Raw genomic sequence first — 17,083 nt, 5'->3', positions numbered from 1 at the left:
AGTATCTCTATTCATCTTTATCAAATTCAGGTTGGTGTGTAAGCCTATTCATCATTGTGCTTGCACCAACCTTTTTTGTTGTTTTTACTGCCCAAAAGATACCTATAACCAACCCTATCAATACAATAACTATTGCTAGTACCGTGCCAACCTTATTAGGTATAACATAATACAAACAGCCACCGAAAAATAGACCTATCAGTAATGGCGAAATAGCTATTTCAATGCATGCAATTACTTCTAATAATTGATTAATGAACTCTAGCATTACAAAATCATTTTGAATTCTTTCTTAAAGCAAACACTATTGTCTATTCCAATATATTGCCCATAATTTGGTATCACATAATAACCACATTTAGTATAAAGTGCTATTGCTTCTGGCTGCATTTTACCAGTCTCCAATACACAACTTGTAAAGCCTAACTCGATTGCCCAAGCTTCTAAAGCAGCTAATACTTGCCCCGCAAAACCCTTACTTCTTTCATGTGGCACCGTGTACATGCGTTTTACTTCCATACTATCATTGTCAAATGCTTTTATAGCACCACAAGCCACAGCAACACCATTGTTATAAGCTATTACGGTATGATTAATAGCAGTAATACCATTGTACTGTGCATAAAAAGCATGCTCATCACCATCACGTATAGCTAGGTCTTTATCAAGCTGCTGCACGAGTGTTATAAAATCGGGATTATCAGCATTTGTTCTTACCAACTTATGCATAGCTATACATTTTTCAGTACTAAGATAGATTCTTAATAGCAATGAAAAACCTAAATAAATATTTAGAATATCTATCGATACAAGTTTATCGCATGTAATTTTCGTAAAAAAACAAAACTATTTGTGCCATTATAAAATGATAAAAAATCTGGCTTTGAGGGATGCTTTGGGTAAATACAATAAAAACTTGTGAAATCTGTAAGTTTATCAGGATTGCGCCACAACATAACATAAGCTAATTTTTTATTAGCATATAACGGTGAAAATACCTGGGTCCACCAACGTGTATTAGGTATATTCTCAGCACCTGTTTCTGTTATAGCGGCCACTTTATGGTTAAGGCTAGCGAATTCAGTGATATAGTCACATTCATCATTTACATCTTGCATAAATATTTTTGTGATGCTTGTATTTGCACTTGTCAAATTAGGTTGATACGCGTCTAATCCTAAAATGTCTACATAATCATTACCAGGATAATCTTCTTCAATATCATAACTACCTGTGCAAATGTTTTTATAAATAGCGTGGTTTAATGATTGAGCGTATAGCAAATTATGAACGCCTTTAGTATTGAGTAAATAATCTATTGTATATTGCCACAAAGCAATATAACTACTATGGCTGCAGCCATTGCCATATTCATTCCACCAAAAGCAATTGGTTAAAGTACTTTCATGAAATGGCCGAAAAATGACAGGAATTAATGTACCATCATCTCCTTTTAGACTCAAGAAAAAATCTGCCAAAAGATTTAACCACCCATTAAATTTTATATTCCAGCTACTACCTTTTTGCAAAATTTTACATACTGTTGTTTTATCACCTTCTTGCCACGCATTACCACCAAATACAGGATTATCGGCATGCCAACTAAAAGTATTGATGCCATTATTATCATATACCCATTTTACCCATTGCCGTAAGTCTCTCAACTTTACTTGATTAATAACATAGTCAATAGAAGCGTTATTTAGTCGTTGTTCTATTTGCCCTAAATCCCAACCAAAAACGCCAGGGATATCGCTGCAAGTATTATATACATCTGCCACATAACCACTAGGATTGTTTACATTGTAGCGCCAGCCATTACCATAAGCTAGGCAATCTTGATGGCCAAAAATCGTATACCTTTCTTTTAATAGGTATAAGTTCTTAAGTAAATTTTTAGTAGCACGTGTTGCTTTTGGGTCAGCAGTAGTAATATTTTTTCCACTTGCAACGAAAGCCTGCTGTGTTTGTGCTTTTAGTATTTGTACAAGCAATGTGCAAAGCAGTGGCAACATAAACAATCGAATTCTCACAGGCCTATTAAAATTTGGATAATGAATATAGAAGCTTCTTTGCAAAACTGCAATAACAATGGTCTAATAATCCAAAGTTACCCCAAATTATTTCACCAATTATATTAACCAATAAGCAATATTATAAGACTGTTAAACAGTAATAAAAGCACCGTTAAACATTGTCGCAATAAACCATGTACTAGATAGAATTTTATAGCCATGATATTATAATATAGAGGCTTATAAATAACGTAAGCGTGCGATTACATAATTTTTGCACATAAAAAAGCCTCTAACACACTTGGTATCAGAGGCTTCTATTCCATAAATTATTTAGTAATAACGATAGGCGTTATAAAATCTCTTTCAAGCTTTCTTCAAATGCTACAATCGTTGCATCTAAGTCAGCGTAGCTGAGGGCATTATTTAAAAACCAACTTTCAAATGCGCTAGGTGGCAAATACACCCCTCTACGTAACATCGCATGGAAGAGTTGCTTGAATAACTCATTATTAGCGGCAGCAGCGGTAGCAAAATCTGTTACAGGCTTGTTGCTAAAATGCACACTAATCATAGAACCAAGATGGTTAATTACATAAGGCGTACCAGAAGCTTTTAATACGCCATCTAGCCCTTCTTTTAAGTACAAAGTTTTAGCATCCAACTCGTCCAATAGTTCAGGATGGTTGTTTAAAGTAGTTAACATGGTATAGCCTGCTATCATAGCTATTGGGTTACCGCTTAAAGTGCCCGCTTGATACACACCACCCAATGGTGCTACCACTTCCATAATATGTCGCTTACCGCCAAAAGCACCAACAGGTAAGCCGGCACCTATTACTTTACCATAGGTTACCAAATCTGCATCTACTTTTAGTTTCTCTTGCACACCACCTCTTGCAAGTCTAAAGCCGGTCATCACCTCATCGAAAATCAAAACAATATTGTGTGCATCGCATATGGCTCTTAGGCCTTCTAAAAAGCCTTCTTTTGGCAAAATACAGCCCATATTGCCCGCCACAGGCTCCACAATTATGGCAGCTACTTCGTTTTTATTCGCTGCTACCAAAGCTTTTACAGCTTCCAAATCGTTATAAGCGCAAGTCAACGTATCGTTGGCTACACCTGCAGTTATACCGGGTACTGTTTGAATATTTAATGTTGCCAAACCACTACCTGCTTTTACTAAAAAACTATCTGCGTGACCGTGATAGCAACCTTCAAACTTGATGACTTTATTTTTACCAGTATAGCCACGAGCTACACGCAGTGCACTCATACAAGCTTCTGTACCACTGCTCACCATCCTTATCAAATCTACGTTTGGTGCCATACTTTTTATTAGCTCAGCCATCTTTACTTCTAGCTCAGTTGGCGCACCATACGATGTTGAATGCACCGCTTGCTCTTGAATGGCTTTTACCACAGGCTCGTAAGCATGACCCAAAATCATTGGCCCCCACGATGCGATATAATCGATGTATTTATTATCATCTACATCATACAAGTAAGCACCTTTGGCGTGCTTTATAAACAACGGCGTACCGCCCACACTTTTAAAAGCTCTTACTGGCGAGTTTACGCCACCAGGGATACTCAATTGTGCCCTCTCAAACAATGTTTTACTCGATGCGTACATAATATTTTGTTTATCAGCTTTTGTAATTCTATTGGTCTTCGTTGCGTCGCACACTTCAACGGCTAGGTAGCTTGTTCAACCTTTACCGAAGCGAAAGGTTAGAACACAACGATACTTCGACATATCGATTCACAACGTAATTGTTTCATTGTGTCGTTCTGCCCTTGTGGTTAAAAACTAGCTTATCAGTTTCACTACATCCTTAGCAAAGTAAGTCGCAATCATATCTGCACCTGCTCTTTTAATAGAAGTGAGTGTTTCCAAGATGGCTTTGTTTTCATCAATCCAGCCCATTTTAGCCCCCGCCTTTATCATTGCATACTCACCACTAATATTATAAGCACTTACTGGTAAGTCAACCGCATTCTTCACTTCACGAATAATATCTAAATAACTTAGTGCTGGCTTGACCATAATAATATCTGCACCTTCTTCCACATCCATTATCGCTTCTTTCACAGCTTCTGTGCGGTTGCAATAATCCATTTGATACGTTTTCTTATCACCGAAACCTGGTGCAGAATCTAACGCATCTCTAAACGGTCCATAAAAACAAGAAGCGTATTTAGCACTATAAGCCATTATGCCTGTTTTGGTAAAATTATTTTCTTCCAAAGCCAAGCGTATTGCTGCAATACGACCATCCATCATATCACTCGGTGCTACAAAATCAGCACCTGCTTGTGCATGACTCACACTCATTTTTGCTAAAATATCAACCGTAACATCGTTTATAATTTCACCATTTTCAACCACACCATCGTGTCCATCAGAGCTAAATGGATCTAATGCTACATCGGTCATTATCAACATTTCTGGCACAGCATCTTTAATAGCTTTAATACTACGCTGCATTAAGCCATCGCTATTTAACGCTTCAGAACCGTATTGATTTTTCAGCTCGTCTTTGCACTTTACAAAGAGCAACACACACTTCAAACCTAATGACCACAAGTGTTTCACTTCTTTCACTGTATTATCTAATGAGTAACGATAATAACCCGGCATAGAAGCAATTTCTTCTGTTACATTTTCGCCTTCTACAATAAATAAAGGCACAATAAAATCATTAGGTGTTAAAATGGTTTCGGCTACCAAACTTCTTATAGCACCATTGGCACGTAATATTCTGTTTCTGCGTTGTAAAATCATAGTAATGTGATTTTGATTTTTACAGAACCTGCAAAGGCTAGTCTTCGGCTAAAGCCTTTTTAGATTCTTGTTTTAACCCCAGGCTTAAGCCTTGGGTTAATGACTTATATGTGATTGGCTTTAGCCAAAGTTTTTCCTGTCGAGAAAAGAGCCAAACGTTGCAGTGTGCGACGCAACGAAGACCAATAGATTTACTGCTGCTGGTCACCAAAATTTCCTAACAACTATTCACCTTTCTCGCCCAAGTTTCCGCATCTATTTCTTGCTCACTCACCCACTCTTTTGGGTGTAAACAAGCTTGTAATAATTTATCTTCTTCACTACCTGCAACAGGCTGATAGTTGTATTCAAAACGCACTGTTGGGGGCAAACTCATCAATATACTTTCAATACGCCCATTAGTCTTTAAGCCAAACAATGTACCTCTGTCATGCACCAAATTAAACTCTACATATCGGCCTCTTCTTATTTCTTGCCAATGCTTGTTTTCAGGTGTAAAAGTCATATGCTTTCTACGCTCTACAATGGGTATATAAGCATCTGTAAATGCATTCCCACAAGCTTTTCCAAAGTTCATCCAAAAGTTTACATCCCTCGCTTCTGATGGCTTTTGATGGTCATAAAAAATACCGCCAATGCCTCGTCTCTCGGTACCACGGTGCGTGTTTACAAAATAGTCATCACACACTTTTTTAAAAGTTAGGTAAAAGCTTTTGTCAAACCCATCACACACCGTTTTATATATCAAGTGAAAATGCTTGGCATCTTCTTCAAACAAGTAATAAGGCGTCAAATCTGTACCGCCACCAAACCATCTATCTATTACATTATCTTGCTCGTCATACAACTCAAACATGCGATAATTGCAATGCACCGTAGGCACAAAAGGATTATAAGGATGTATTACCAAACTCAAGCCACAAGCAAACCATTTATGACCCTGAATATTCAATTGTTTACGCATGGCATCTGTTACCAAACCTTCTACCACCGATGTATTTACACCACCTTTTTCAAACACATTGCCATTAGCAATCACCCGCGTTTTGCCACCACCACCTTCAGGTCTTTCCCAAGCATCTTCTACGAACACAGCTTTACCATCTTCAAGCTCTAAAGCCATGCAGATATGGTTTTGAAGGGTATGAATGTAGTCAATCCAATGTTGCTTAATCCCCAAAGGGGATGATTTTGTAGTACTAATAATATTGTTTAAATTCATATTATAGGTTGTAAAGCATTCAATAGTGCTTTTTTAGCTTCGCAAAAACGATATTCACTTTTCACCATTCACTACTCACTATTATCCTTCCCATTCTTTTATCGTATTGATAAATGCTTTTGCATGGTCTACTGGTACGTTTGGTAAAATCCCATGACCGAGATTCGCTATATATCTACCTTTCCCAAAAGCTTTTAACATAGCTTTTGTTTCTTCAATAATGACAGGTATAGGTGCCAATAATTTAGCTGGGTCGAAATTACCTTGAAGTGTAACATTATCACCAGCCAACTGCCGAGCCAAATGTGGTTTAATACACCAATCAATACCCAAACCTGCTGCACCAGTTGCTGCCATCGCATCTAAACTATTAAATGCCCCTTTCGCAAACACAATCGTTAACACGTCATCTTTTAAAGCGGCAACAATTTGTCGGATATATTTCAACGACAAATTTTCAAAATCTGCAGGGCTTAGCAACCCACCCCAACTATCAAAAATTTGTACCACATCTGCACCAGCCTTCGCTTGCCCTTTTAAGTAAGCTATGGTTGTATCGGTAATCATTTGCAAAACCGTATGTGCTAATTCAGGTTGTGTATAACAAAATTGTTTCGCCTTATCAAATGTTTTAGAGCCTTTACCCTCTACCATGTAGCACAATAACGTCCAAGGTGCTCCTGCAAACCCAATTAATGGCACACGACCATTCAATTCTTCCTTAATTAACTTTACCGCATCAAAAACATAGCCCAAAGTTTCATCTACATTAGGCACTTGAATGCGGGCTAAATCGGCTGTTGTTACAATTGGCTCAGGCAAAATTGGTCCTTTGCTTTCTACCATTTGCACCTCTAAGCCCATGGCTTGTGGTACTACTAAAATATCTGAGAATAAGATGGCTGCATCTACACCTACAATATCTACTGGCTGAATAGTAATTTCAGCTGCTAATGCGGGTGTTTGGCATCTTTCAAAGAAGCTATATTTTTCTCTCAATGCTCTGTATTCAGGCAAAAACCTACCCGCTTGACGCATCATCCAAACTGGTACTCTTTCTGTTGCTTCGCCACGTAATGTGCGTAATAATAAATCGTTTTGTAGCATTTGTTTATTTTGTTAGCTCTCAAAGTTTTTGAAACTTGGAAAGTCTATAATTTAATTCTTTTCAAAGTAATGAATAACGGTATCTAACATTTGCTCGCTACCTGGCCATTCGCAAGTAACTATTTTGTTACTACAATAGCTAGCAATAGTGGCTGCTGTTGTTTTACCAATTGCAAATAGAATGACACTAGTAGCGACTGTGTTTTCTGAGAAAAAACTATGCACAGCACTTGGGCTAAAAAATGCTATCCCATGATAATTTTTCTCAACTACTTGCGGTGTTAACTCTGTATTATATACTACCAATTCTTCTACTTCAATACCGTTTGCAATAAGGGTTTCTGGCAAAGTAGTTAAGCGTTGATCACCACAGAAAAACACCACTTTTTCTACATTACCTGCAGTAATGATTTTCTCAGCCAAATTGGCGGCACTTTTTGCCAAAGATTTAATGGCTGCTTCGCCAAATACCTCAATTACTGCATCTTTAGTAGCGCCACCAATACAATAAATATCCCAGTTTGGTTTAATAGCAATGAAGGATACCACCGCCTCTACCGCATTAGTACTTGTAAAAATAACAGTTGCCGCCTTATCACTCGTTGCTCTTACACTCTCAATGATTACTTGGTCATTAGTGGTTTTGGTTTCAATAAATTTAGCCGTATCTACCAATACTTTTCTTAACGATGCTTTTTGCGCAAGTATGGCATCTAATGGTCGGGTAAATAAAACGTTTACAGGTTTAGTTAGCATGGTTAATCGAGTCTACAATGGCTTTACCACCTTGTTCTAAAATAGCTTTTGCTGCGATACACCCTAGGTCTGTTGCTTCAGAAATAAGAACTGTGTTTTCTATCTCTACTTTTGCAGTACCATCAACGGCTACAATATTACCTTTAAAATGTACTTGATTATTTTGTATTTGTGCCAATGCACTGATTGGAGTAGAACAGCCACCCATCAAAGCTCTTAAAAAGTCGCGTTCTATTTGTGTACACAAAGCAGTGTCAGTATGGTGGAAATGCTGACAAGCCTCAAAACATTTGGTATCGCCTTCTCTACAAACCACCATAATAGCACCTTGCGCAGGAGCAGGCAACATCCAATCTAAATCAATACTACTAGCAGGTCGCAAATTGATACGCTCTAACCCTGCTCCTGCAAAGATGGCCCCGTCCCAGTTGCTTTCTGCAACTTTTTTTAGTCGCGTATTAACATTGCCCCGCAAGTTCTCAATAATATGGTTTGGATAGCGATGCAGCCACTGTGCTTTTCTACGAATACTGCTGGTAGCGATTACTAATTTGGAATTTGAAATTTGAAATTCAGGGTTACTATCGCTTGCTAATGACAACTGACTACTGACATTTGACAATTCACCATTGACTACTAAAATATCTTTAAAACTTGCTCGTTCTAAAACAGCGCATTGCACCATGCCTTGAGGCAATTGTGTGGGTACATCTTTCATTGAGTGTACGGCAATATCGATAGCACCATTCAATAAAGCGATGTCTAAGCTGCGAGTAAAAATACCTTGCACACCCATCTCGTACAAAGGCGTTTTAAGGTCAATATCACCGTCACTTTTAATATACACGAGTTCGGCAGCAATGCCGTTTTTTTGTAATAATTGCTGAACAGTGGTTGCTTGCCATACGGCTAGCTGGCTTTCTCTTGTGCCTATGCGAATGGGTGTCTGCATAATGAAATTAATTGGCGCTATGAGCCATGAAATCGTTGATAGCTTCTATATAATTACAACCGCCCTTATTTTGCTTGCGCATATTTTGCGCCATATTGTTGATGACTTTTTTTATGCGCTCTTCGGTATGAAGTGCAGTTGCTGTCGTTGTAAATTGTGATGAATAACTCATGAACAAATTACAAGCTTGCATGTGTTGCAACTTTGTTTTTACAGCAGTGATGACTGGTACGTTTTTACGCATTTGATACCAATCTGTAAACTCATGGATATGGGTTTGGATAATCGCTTTTGCCTTTGGAATTTCTGCAACACGCTTTTGCAAAGTCGCATCGTTAATTTTTGATAAGTCATCCACATTTACTAGCGTAATATGCGACAACTCTTTGCAGCGTGGTTCTATATTATTTGGTATAGATAAATCTATCAATACTTTGGTATTGCAATGTTTCAACTGTGCTTTTGTAATGATAGGTTCTTGAGAATTGGTAGCAACAATCACAATATCAGCAGCGGCCACTTCTTGTTCAATATGACTATAAGGCGCTGTACCCAAACCTAAAGTTTCAGCCAATTCTATCGCTTTATCTTCCGTACGGTTAATTAAAGTAACATTGGTGGTTGCGAGATAATCAACCACATTTTTACAAGTATTTCTACCAATTTTACCTGTACCTAATAGTACGATCTTTTTAGTTGCGATATCGCTTACATGTTCTTTTAAAAACTGTATGGCAGCAAAAGAAACTGACACCGTGCCACCACTTAACTGTGTATTATTTTTAATGCTTTTAGAGGCTTGCAATACAATATTTACCAATCTGTCTAAAAAAGCCCCGATGCAGTTATAATCTCTTGCAAGCTTTACCGCCAATTTTAACTGACCAACAATTTCGTAATCGCCAAGAATTTGAGAATCTAAACCTGCAGCTACAGAAAATAAATGGTTGATCGCATCGTAACCACGTTTAATATAAGCCATTTGCTGAAAAGTAGCTTTATCACCAACAGTTTCAGTGCATAATAACTCAATTAAATTTTCAGCACTTGGTGCTACGCCATAAATTTCAGTACGATTGCAAGTTGATAGTATAAAAAATTCGTCTATTTGATATTGTGATGCTGATTGCAGTAAAATGGCGTTACGCTCGTTTGAAATAGCAAAATGTCCACGAATTGACGCATCAGACTTGCGGTAATTGATACCTGCAATGTAAAAATTGGAAATGTCAATGGATTGTTTTGGGTTCATCTGCTTGTTTTATTCCTCTTAGTTACGTGCAAAGGTATTGCTGAGTTTGTTTTAGGAGGCTTTTCTCTGTCATGCTAATGTCATAAATTGGTGAAACCTGATTAATATCATATTGCTGAACAATTTGGGAGAATGGGGGTTATTTTTGCGTGCCTTATTTAAGGTGACAGTCAAAAACATACAACAATATCTACAGATAAGATAAAGCTACAAATACCATTTTGACATAGATAAGTTTACGAAAATGGTGTTGTTGCGCTATTAAAACTTTTAAAACATTTTACATGAGCAATATAAAACGTGGTATTATTTTGATGAATCTTGGTTCACCAGATAGTACCAAAACGAGTGATGTACGCAAATATTTAGCAGAATTTTTGATGGACGAAAAAGTAATAGACATCCCTTATTTGGTGCGTTTATTACTCGTGCGCGGCATTATTGTACCATTACGTGCCCCAAAAAGTGCACATGCCTACAAAACCATTTGGTGGAAAGAAGGCTCGCCACTCATACAAATTACAAAACAATTACAAGCCAAAGTACAAGAGAACTTCGAAGAACCCGTTGAAATAGCCATGCGTTATGGTAATCCTTCGCCAAAATACGCTTATGATAAATTGATGCAAGAACATCCAAGTATTGAAGAAGTAGTATTGGTACCGCTTTATCCGCATTATGCGATGAGTAGTTATGAAACGGCGGTTGATTACATGAAAGAAGTGCATGCGAAATACCAATATCCATTTACCCTACAAACCATAAAGCCTTATTACAATAATCCAGATTATATTCATGCATTTGCTGAAAACATAAAGCCATATTTATCTCAAGAATTTGACCATATCTTATTTAGTTTTCATGGTATACCAGAAAGACATCTCAAAAAAACAGACCCTACCAAACAACATTGCTTAATGCAAGAAAATTGCTGTAGTGTAGATTCTGTAGCGCACGACACTTGTTATAGACACCAATGTTTGGTTACCACCGAATTAACGGCACAAGCTTTGGGCTTGCCAAAAGAGAAATACAGCTATGCGTTTCAATCGAGATTGGGTAGAGACCCTTGGCTAAAACCCTATACAGACTTTAGATTGAAAGACATGCCAAGTGAAGGTATTAAAAAATTATTGGTGATATGTCCGGCATTTGTGAGCGACTGTTTAGAAACTTTGGAAGAGATCGCCATTCGTGGGAAGGAAGATTTTATGGAAGCTGGCGGTGAAAGTTATGAAATGATACCTTGCTTAAATACGCATCCGCTATGGATAAATGCGGTAACAAAATGGGTGAAAGAAAGTGAGAGTGAAGCCGTAATGGGATAATTTGATGATTTGATAATGCGATAAGAAGGGAAGTTAAAATAAAGCATATAATTGCAGACGATATCACAGAAAATCATATCATTATTATCAATCAATGGTTATGTATCTCTATCTCAAAGCCCTCCACATAATATTTATTGTAACATGGTTTGCTGGTATGTTTTACATGCCCCGATTGTTCATTTACAATATTGAAGCGGGTGAAAAACCCGAAGCAGCAAAACAAGCTTTGCGCGACCAATTTACCATTATGATGCAACGCTTGTGGTATGGCATTACTTGGCCTTCGGCTATATTAACGCTCATATTTGGACCCGCTGTTCTATTTATGGGTCATTGGCAATATGGCTTATTGGATGCTGGCAGTAGATGGTTATTACTAAAGCTCATTTTCGTAGTTTTTCTGTACGTGTACTTTTACACATTGCACGTTTTATTTAGGCAACAAGTAAAAGGCGTATTTAAATATACGTCTCAGCAAATGCGGGTATGGAATGAGGTTGCCACCATTCTTTTAATCGCAATAATCATGCTGGTAGTGGTAAAACAATCTATGAGTTTGGTGTGGGGGATGGTAGGCTTGGCTTGTTTTATTGCCCTATTAATGAGTGCTATAAAAATTTATAAAAATCTGAGAAGCAAATCATCTTAATTTATATATCTAATGTATATTCAATCGAAGCTACCCAATGTGGGCACTACTATTTTTACAGTGATGAGTCAGCTAGCGGTAGAACACAACGCTGTGAACTTAGGGCAAGGTTTTCCTGATTTTATGATGAGTGAAGAATTGACAGATCTTGTTGCAAAAGCCATGCGTGATGGTTTTAACCAATATGCTCATATGAATGGTTTACCTTTATTAAGAGAAAGGTTGTCAGAGAAAGTGGCGCAATTATATCAAATCAATATTCATCCAGATACACAAATAACGGTTACACCGGGTGGTACTTATGCCATTTACACCGCATTAACAACTGTGTTGCAGCCAGGGGACGAAGTGATCGTTTTTGAGCCAGCATACGATAGTTATATACCTAATATTGAAGTAAACGGGGGGGTAGCGGTGCGCATTGCATTACAATATCCAGATTATTCTATTCCTTGGGATGAAGTTAGAGCAAAGCTGACAAGCAAAACAAGAGTAATTATGATTAACAGTCCACACAACCCAACAGGTAGTGTGCTGAGTGAACAAGATATTGTAGAACTAAGAAGCATCGTAACCAATACAAACATTCTTATTTTAAGCGATGAAGTATATGAGCATTTGATATATGATGGTATCACACATCAAAGTATTTTGCGCCACGCAGATTTACTAGAACGTAGTTTTGTATGTTTTTCTTTTGGCAAAACATACCACTGCACTGGCTGGAAATTGGGCTATTGCATTGCTTCGCCAAGCTTAATGGCTGAGTTTAGAAAAATACACCAGTTTAACTGCTTTACTTGCGATACGCCAAAGCAGGTAGCCTTGGCAGCGCACATTACCCATAAAGAAGCGTACTTATCGCTAGGTACCATGCTGCAAGAAAAAAGAGATTATTTCAGAAGCTTGATGGCTAATACTGCTTTTAAGCTTATCCCATCTCATGGAAGCTATTTTGAATGTTATAGTTTTGAAGGCTTGAGTAATTTGGCTGATAAAGATTTGGCTATTTATTTAACCAAACATCATGGCGTTGCAACAGTACCCGTATCGGCTTTTTATAAAGATAGTACTGACAATCAAGTACTACGCTTTTGTTTTGCAAAGCAGAAAAATACCCTTGACAAAGCAATAGAAGGCTTGGTGAGTTTCAAAGCATAAACCAATTATCTAGCTACATTCAACGCTTGAACATAACTTTTAATTTGTGTAGTGTATTTAGCTGCTCGTTTTTCGGCAAAAAAGTCGGTACTCAACAAGATAATTGCTTGAATAGAAAGCGCAATACCCAAACCATGCGAAAATGAATATTCCCCTACTTGTTTGTATTCGGGCAAGGAAAAAAAACTATTATAAAGTACTAACATCAAGCCTGTTACCACTAAGGCAAACTGAAGTAAGCGGTAGGTAGTAAAATTTTTATTGACCACATTCATTCTAGGTAGTTCGAATGATTTTATTTCTCCGGGATTCATATCGTAAGCGTATACCATACGTATTCTATCTTCATCGCTGCGCTTAAGAGTAGCATTGCCAACAAAAAACTGAATCAAGCCAATGAGGATTAATGGTAAAGCTGCGCCTTTCCAGGCTTCGGTTCTATAAATTAAGAAACCTAACACTGCAATGATAATAGACATTATGCCAATAAAAATAAAGACCCGTGCGTCGTTTTTCTCAGCAGTAAAATACTGTTCAATGTCGTTTTTCGTAAGCATGGTAATAAGAGTTCATTAGGATACGTAAAACTAACGACATTTTACCAGTACTACAATTTATGGCCCTCCCTTAAACTAGGGATGCCAAAAAAACTTTACTTGTTGGCGAAATGTTCTGAGAGAAGAAATGGGTTAAAATCCCCTCCTCATTAATGACATATTTACAAAAATTCCAGATAGGTGCTTGGCGACACCATCCGTTTTTTTCTTTACTAGAAAGCCATTGAAAAATAGGATGCTGGTGCGTATTTTTAATAACACTTGTTTTCTTCGCTATCGGAAAACTAATACCGTAATTCATTCTACAAAACTGCGCAATGGTATTATCATCAGCACTTTCTTGGTTTTGAAAGTTATTGGCGGGAAAAGCAATCACCATCACCTTACCCTTGTATTCAGTATAAACACTTTCCAATTCATCGTACTGACCCGTATAGCCACAATCGCTAGCCGTGTTTACAATTACCAATTTTTGGCCTTTGTATTTATTTAAAGTGATGGTATTGCCATCATTTAACACCAGTTCCAAATCGTATATAGATGTGGTACTTGGCGCAAGTACAACATTTTTCTGTATATCAATTTTAGACGGCAACCATTTACCCTTCAACATGATTAATGGATAAATGGTTTTTAAAATACGTTGTTTAACGGTCATGGATCAATTTTTTTATAAAACAAATGGTGGGCTTAATAAGTTGCCAAGTTCATCTTTTTTATACAGCTTTCAACAAATGATTATTTTGCACACATGTTTGATGAAGTTAAATTTTCACATGAGTATTTTATGCGCCAAGCTATAAGGGAAGCTGAAGCAGCTTTTTATAAAGATGAAGTGCCCGTAGGCGCAATAGTTGTCGTAAATAATAAAATTATTGCCAAAGGCCATAACCAAGTAGAAATGCTAAATGACAGTACTGCCCATGCAGAAATTTTGGCGCTTACAACTGCTTATAATGCTTTTGGTAGTAAATATTTACCAGAAGCAACCTTATATGTTACAGTAGAACCTTGCCTTATGTGTTGTGGCGCCATGTATTGGGGCAAGATTGGTAAAATTGTATATGGCACCACAGATGATAAGAATGGCTATCGGAAATTTACAAGTAGCAGCCCATTACATCCTAAAACTGAGATTGTAACTGGTATTTTAGCTGTTGAATGTGCCAAACTGATGAAGGATTTTTTTAAAAATAAGCGCTAAAAATTAAAATAAAATGCCCCTTAGCTATTTCAATAACAGGGCATTTTATTTTAATATTACTAATTACAGCTTATTGGTTTTTATTTCATCCACCACACTTGGGTCTAATAATGTAGAAGTATCGCCTAGATTGTCTACTTCGCCTTCTGCAATTTTTCTTAAGATGCGGCGCATGATTTTACCACTTCTCGTTTTGGGCAGACCACTTACAAACTGAATTTTATCTGGTTTGGCAATCGCACCAATTACCCTTGTTACAGTTTGCAAAATGTCTTTTCTAGTAAGCGTCTCATCGTTGTTGTGCGCACCATGTACTTTATCAAGTACCACATAAGCATAAATACCTTGCCCTTTGATATCGTGTGGATAGCCAACGACAGCACTTTCTACAACACCTGCATGCATGTTCAAAGCGTTCTCAACTTCTGCGGTTCCTATACGGTGACCGCTTACATTTAGCACATCATCTACACGGCCAGTAATTCTGTAAAAGCCGTCTTTATTTCTTAGCGCACCATCACCTGTAAAATACAAATCTTCATAAGTAGCAAAATAGTTGACACGACAGCGCTCATGGTCGCCATAAGTCGTACGTAAAATAGAAGGCCAAGGCGCTTTAATACATAAATTACCACTTACCGTTGCTTCATCACCATCTTCTACTACCTCGCCTTTTTCATCTACCAATACCATTTGCACACCAGGCAGTGGTAGTGTGGCCCAGCCTGGTTTAGACGGCGTAATACCAGCGATATTGCTTATTAAAACACCACCCGTTTCTGTTTGCCACCAAGTATCTACTATCGGACATTTTTTCTTACCAATATGTTCATCATACCAATGCCAGGCTTCCTCATTAATGGGTTCGCCTACAGTACCTAATACTTTTAAAGACGATAAATCTTTCCCCTGCAAAGGCTCTAAACCAAAGCCCATTAAGCTTCTAATTGCAGTAGGTGCTGTATACAAAATATTCACTTTGTATTTGTCTACAATATCCCAAAATCTACCAGCATTAGGATAAGTAGGCACACCTTCAAACATTAAACTTGTTCCGCCTGCGCTCAAAGGACCGTACACAATGTAAGAGTGACCCGTAATCCAACCAATATCTGCTGTACAAAAATGTACTTGGCCGGGCTGATAATTAAATACATTTACAAATGTATAATTGGTATACACCATATAGCCTGCGCAACTATGTACCACACCTTTAGGTTTACCAGTACTACCACTAGTGTACAAAATAAATAGTGGATCTTCTGCATCCATTTCTTCAGCAGGAAAGCTAACAACACCATCTTTTTCTACTTGATGTTCTGCGTATTCCATTTCGTCTTCCCACCATATATCTCTACCTTTTAACATAGATACTGGCGTTCTGGTACGTGTGTAAACAATTACTTTTTTTACCGTTCTATTACCAATTAGAGCATCATCGATGACGCTTTTAAGCGGTATTACTTTTTCACCACGATAAGCACCATCGCAGGTAACAATAAATTCTGCACCAGCATCATACAATCTATCCGCAATACTCTGAGCCGAAAACCCGCCAAAAATAACCGAATGAATAGCACCAATTCTAGCACAACCCAATACTGCATAAGCCAATTCTGGCACCATACCCATGTAAATACACACACGATCACCTTTTTTTACACCATTATTAATTAATACTTGTGCAAATTGGCAAACCCTTTTGTGCAAACGGTTATAAGTTACAATGCGTGTTCTTTCTTCAGGATTATTTGGCTCCCAAATAATAGCTGGCTTCTCGCCAAGTTCATCCAAATGTCTATCAATACAGTTTTCTGTAATATTAAGTTTGCCGCCTTTAAACCATTCAATAGTTGGTTCTTTAAAATTCCAATTAAGTACTTTATCCCATTGCTTGCGCCAAATAAAATTTTTGGCAATTTCACCCCAAAAGCTTTCGGGATTTTCTACACTTTTTTTGTATGCTGCTTGATACTGTTCAAACGAATTAATCTGGTAAGGATATGACATAGCTAGCTAAATACTTTTGTTTTGAGGTGATGAAGATAAAATGATGGTGGGAATAATTGAAAAGGAATTTATCAGC

The 17,083-nt window shown here is 37.6% G+C and carries 17 protein-coding genes; 4 read left to right on the top strand and 13 right to left on the bottom strand.

Annotated features, from left to right (window positions below):
* Positions 1-7 precede the first annotated feature (7 nt).
* The 10 genes from ACFOW1_RS16055 to hemA all read right to left on the bottom strand — a co-directional run bounded on the left by ACFOW1_RS16055 (position 8) and on the right by hemA (position 10,095).
* Positions 8-268: a hypothetical protein gene (locus tag ACFOW1_RS16055; RefSeq protein ID WP_379015684.1), complete on the bottom strand. Its 261-nt coding sequence runs from the start codon at positions 266-268 to the stop codon at positions 8-10.
* A complete protein-coding gene (locus tag ACFOW1_RS16050) occupies positions 268-729 on the bottom strand; it encodes a GNAT family N-acetyltransferase (protein WP_379015682.1) in 462 nt (153 codons plus the stop codon). Before ACFOW1_RS16050 ends, ACFOW1_RS16055 begins: the two co-directional genes overlap by 1 nt.
* 71 nt (positions 730-800) lie before the next feature.
* Positions 801-2,015 carry a glycoside hydrolase family 26 protein gene (locus ACFOW1_RS16045; RefSeq protein WP_379015681.1) on the bottom strand — a complete coding sequence of 405 codons (1,215 nt, stop codon included), beginning with the start codon at positions 2,013-2,015 and terminating at the stop codon, positions 801-803.
* A gap of 352 nt (positions 2,016-2,367) precedes the next feature.
* Positions 2,368-3,654: a glutamate-1-semialdehyde 2,1-aminomutase gene (gene hemL, locus ACFOW1_RS16040; protein WP_379015679.1), complete on the bottom strand. Its 1,287-nt coding sequence runs from the start codon at positions 3,652-3,654 to the stop codon at positions 2,368-2,370.
* A gap of 177 nt (positions 3,655-3,831) precedes the next feature.
* Positions 3,832-4,806 carry a porphobilinogen synthase gene (gene hemB / locus ACFOW1_RS16035; RefSeq protein WP_379015678.1) on the bottom strand — a complete coding sequence of 325 codons (975 nt, stop codon included), beginning with the start codon at positions 4,804-4,806 and terminating at the stop codon, positions 3,832-3,834.
* Positions 4,807-5,023: 217 nt separating this feature from the next.
* On the bottom strand, positions 5,024-6,028 hold the full coding sequence (gene hemF, locus ACFOW1_RS16030; protein ID WP_449302625.1) for an oxygen-dependent coproporphyrinogen oxidase: 1,005 nt from the start codon (positions 6,026-6,028) through the stop codon (positions 5,024-5,026).
* A gap of 81 nt (positions 6,029-6,109) precedes the next feature.
* Positions 6,110-7,135, bottom strand: a complete 1,026-nt coding sequence (gene hemE / locus ACFOW1_RS16025) for a uroporphyrinogen decarboxylase (protein ID WP_379015676.1) — start codon at positions 7,133-7,135, stop codon at positions 6,110-6,112.
* Positions 7,136-7,186: 51 nt separating this feature from the next.
* A complete protein-coding gene (locus tag ACFOW1_RS16020; protein WP_379015675.1) occupies positions 7,187-7,891 on the bottom strand; it encodes a uroporphyrinogen-III synthase in 705 nt (234 codons plus the stop codon).
* Positions 7,881-8,843, bottom strand: a complete 963-nt coding sequence (gene hemC, locus ACFOW1_RS16015) for a hydroxymethylbilane synthase (protein ID WP_379015673.1) — start codon at positions 8,841-8,843, stop codon at positions 7,881-7,883. The genes ACFOW1_RS16020 and hemC overlap by 11 nt, the downstream gene beginning before the upstream one ends.
* Positions 8,844-8,850: 7 nt before the next feature.
* Positions 8,851-10,095 carry a glutamyl-tRNA reductase gene (hemA, locus tag ACFOW1_RS16010; RefSeq protein ID WP_379015671.1) on the bottom strand — a complete coding sequence of 415 codons (1,245 nt, stop codon included), beginning with the start codon at positions 10,093-10,095 and terminating at the stop codon, positions 8,851-8,853.
* A gap of 284 nt (positions 10,096-10,379) precedes the next feature.
* Here hemA and hemH point away from each other — a divergent pair, with 284 nt between their 5' ends.
* The 3 genes from hemH (at position 10,380) to ACFOW1_RS15995 (ending at position 13,236) form a co-directional block, all read left to right on the top strand.
* A complete protein-coding gene (gene hemH / locus ACFOW1_RS16005) occupies positions 10,380-11,423 on the top strand; it encodes a ferrochelatase (RefSeq protein WP_379015670.1) in 1,044 nt (347 codons plus the stop codon).
* 100 nt (positions 11,424-11,523) lie between these two features.
* Positions 11,524-12,075, top strand: coding sequence for a CopD family protein (locus ACFOW1_RS16000; RefSeq protein WP_379015669.1), 552 nt, complete (start codon positions 11,524-11,526; stop codon positions 12,073-12,075).
* Between the two features lie 12 nt (positions 12,076-12,087).
* Complete coding sequence (locus ACFOW1_RS15995) at positions 12,088-13,236, top strand: methionine aminotransferase (protein ID WP_379015668.1); 1,149 nt, start codon at positions 12,088-12,090, stop codon at positions 13,234-13,236.
* 5 nt (positions 13,237-13,241) lie between these two features.
* Here ACFOW1_RS15995 and ACFOW1_RS15990 read toward each other — a convergent pair whose 3' ends face one another.
* Both ACFOW1_RS15990 and ACFOW1_RS15985 read right to left on the bottom strand, forming a co-directional pair.
* Positions 13,242-13,793, bottom strand: coding sequence for a hypothetical protein (locus tag ACFOW1_RS15990; protein ID WP_379015667.1), 552 nt, complete (start codon positions 13,791-13,793; stop codon positions 13,242-13,244).
* A 70-nt stretch (positions 13,794-13,863) separates the two neighbouring features.
* Positions 13,864-14,451 (bottom strand): glutathione peroxidase, encoded by a 588-nt coding sequence (locus ACFOW1_RS15985; RefSeq protein ID WP_379015666.1) that lies wholly within the window; start codon positions 14,449-14,451, stop codon positions 13,864-13,866.
* Between the two features lie 93 nt (positions 14,452-14,544).
* Between ACFOW1_RS15985 and ACFOW1_RS15980 the strand changes: the two genes are divergently transcribed.
* Positions 14,545-14,997: a nucleoside deaminase gene (locus ACFOW1_RS15980; protein ID WP_379015665.1), complete on the top strand. Its 453-nt coding sequence runs from the start codon at positions 14,545-14,547 to the stop codon at positions 14,995-14,997.
* A 63-nt stretch (positions 14,998-15,060) separates the two neighbouring features.
* On the opposite strand, the gene acs is transcribed toward ACFOW1_RS15980, so the two are convergent.
* Positions 15,061-17,007, bottom strand: coding sequence for an acetate--CoA ligase (gene acs, locus ACFOW1_RS15975; protein ID WP_379015664.1), 1,947 nt, complete (start codon positions 17,005-17,007; stop codon positions 15,061-15,063).
* Between the last annotated feature and the right edge of the window lie 76 nt (positions 17,008-17,083).

The sequence above is a fragment of the Parasediminibacterium paludis genome, from assembly GCF_042651445.1.
Classification (GTDB): Bacteria; Bacteroidota; Bacteroidia; order Chitinophagales; family Chitinophagaceae; genus Parasediminibacterium; species Parasediminibacterium paludis.
Note: the sequence above shows the minus strand (reverse complement) of the source record. Positions and strands in the feature narration are given on the sequence as shown.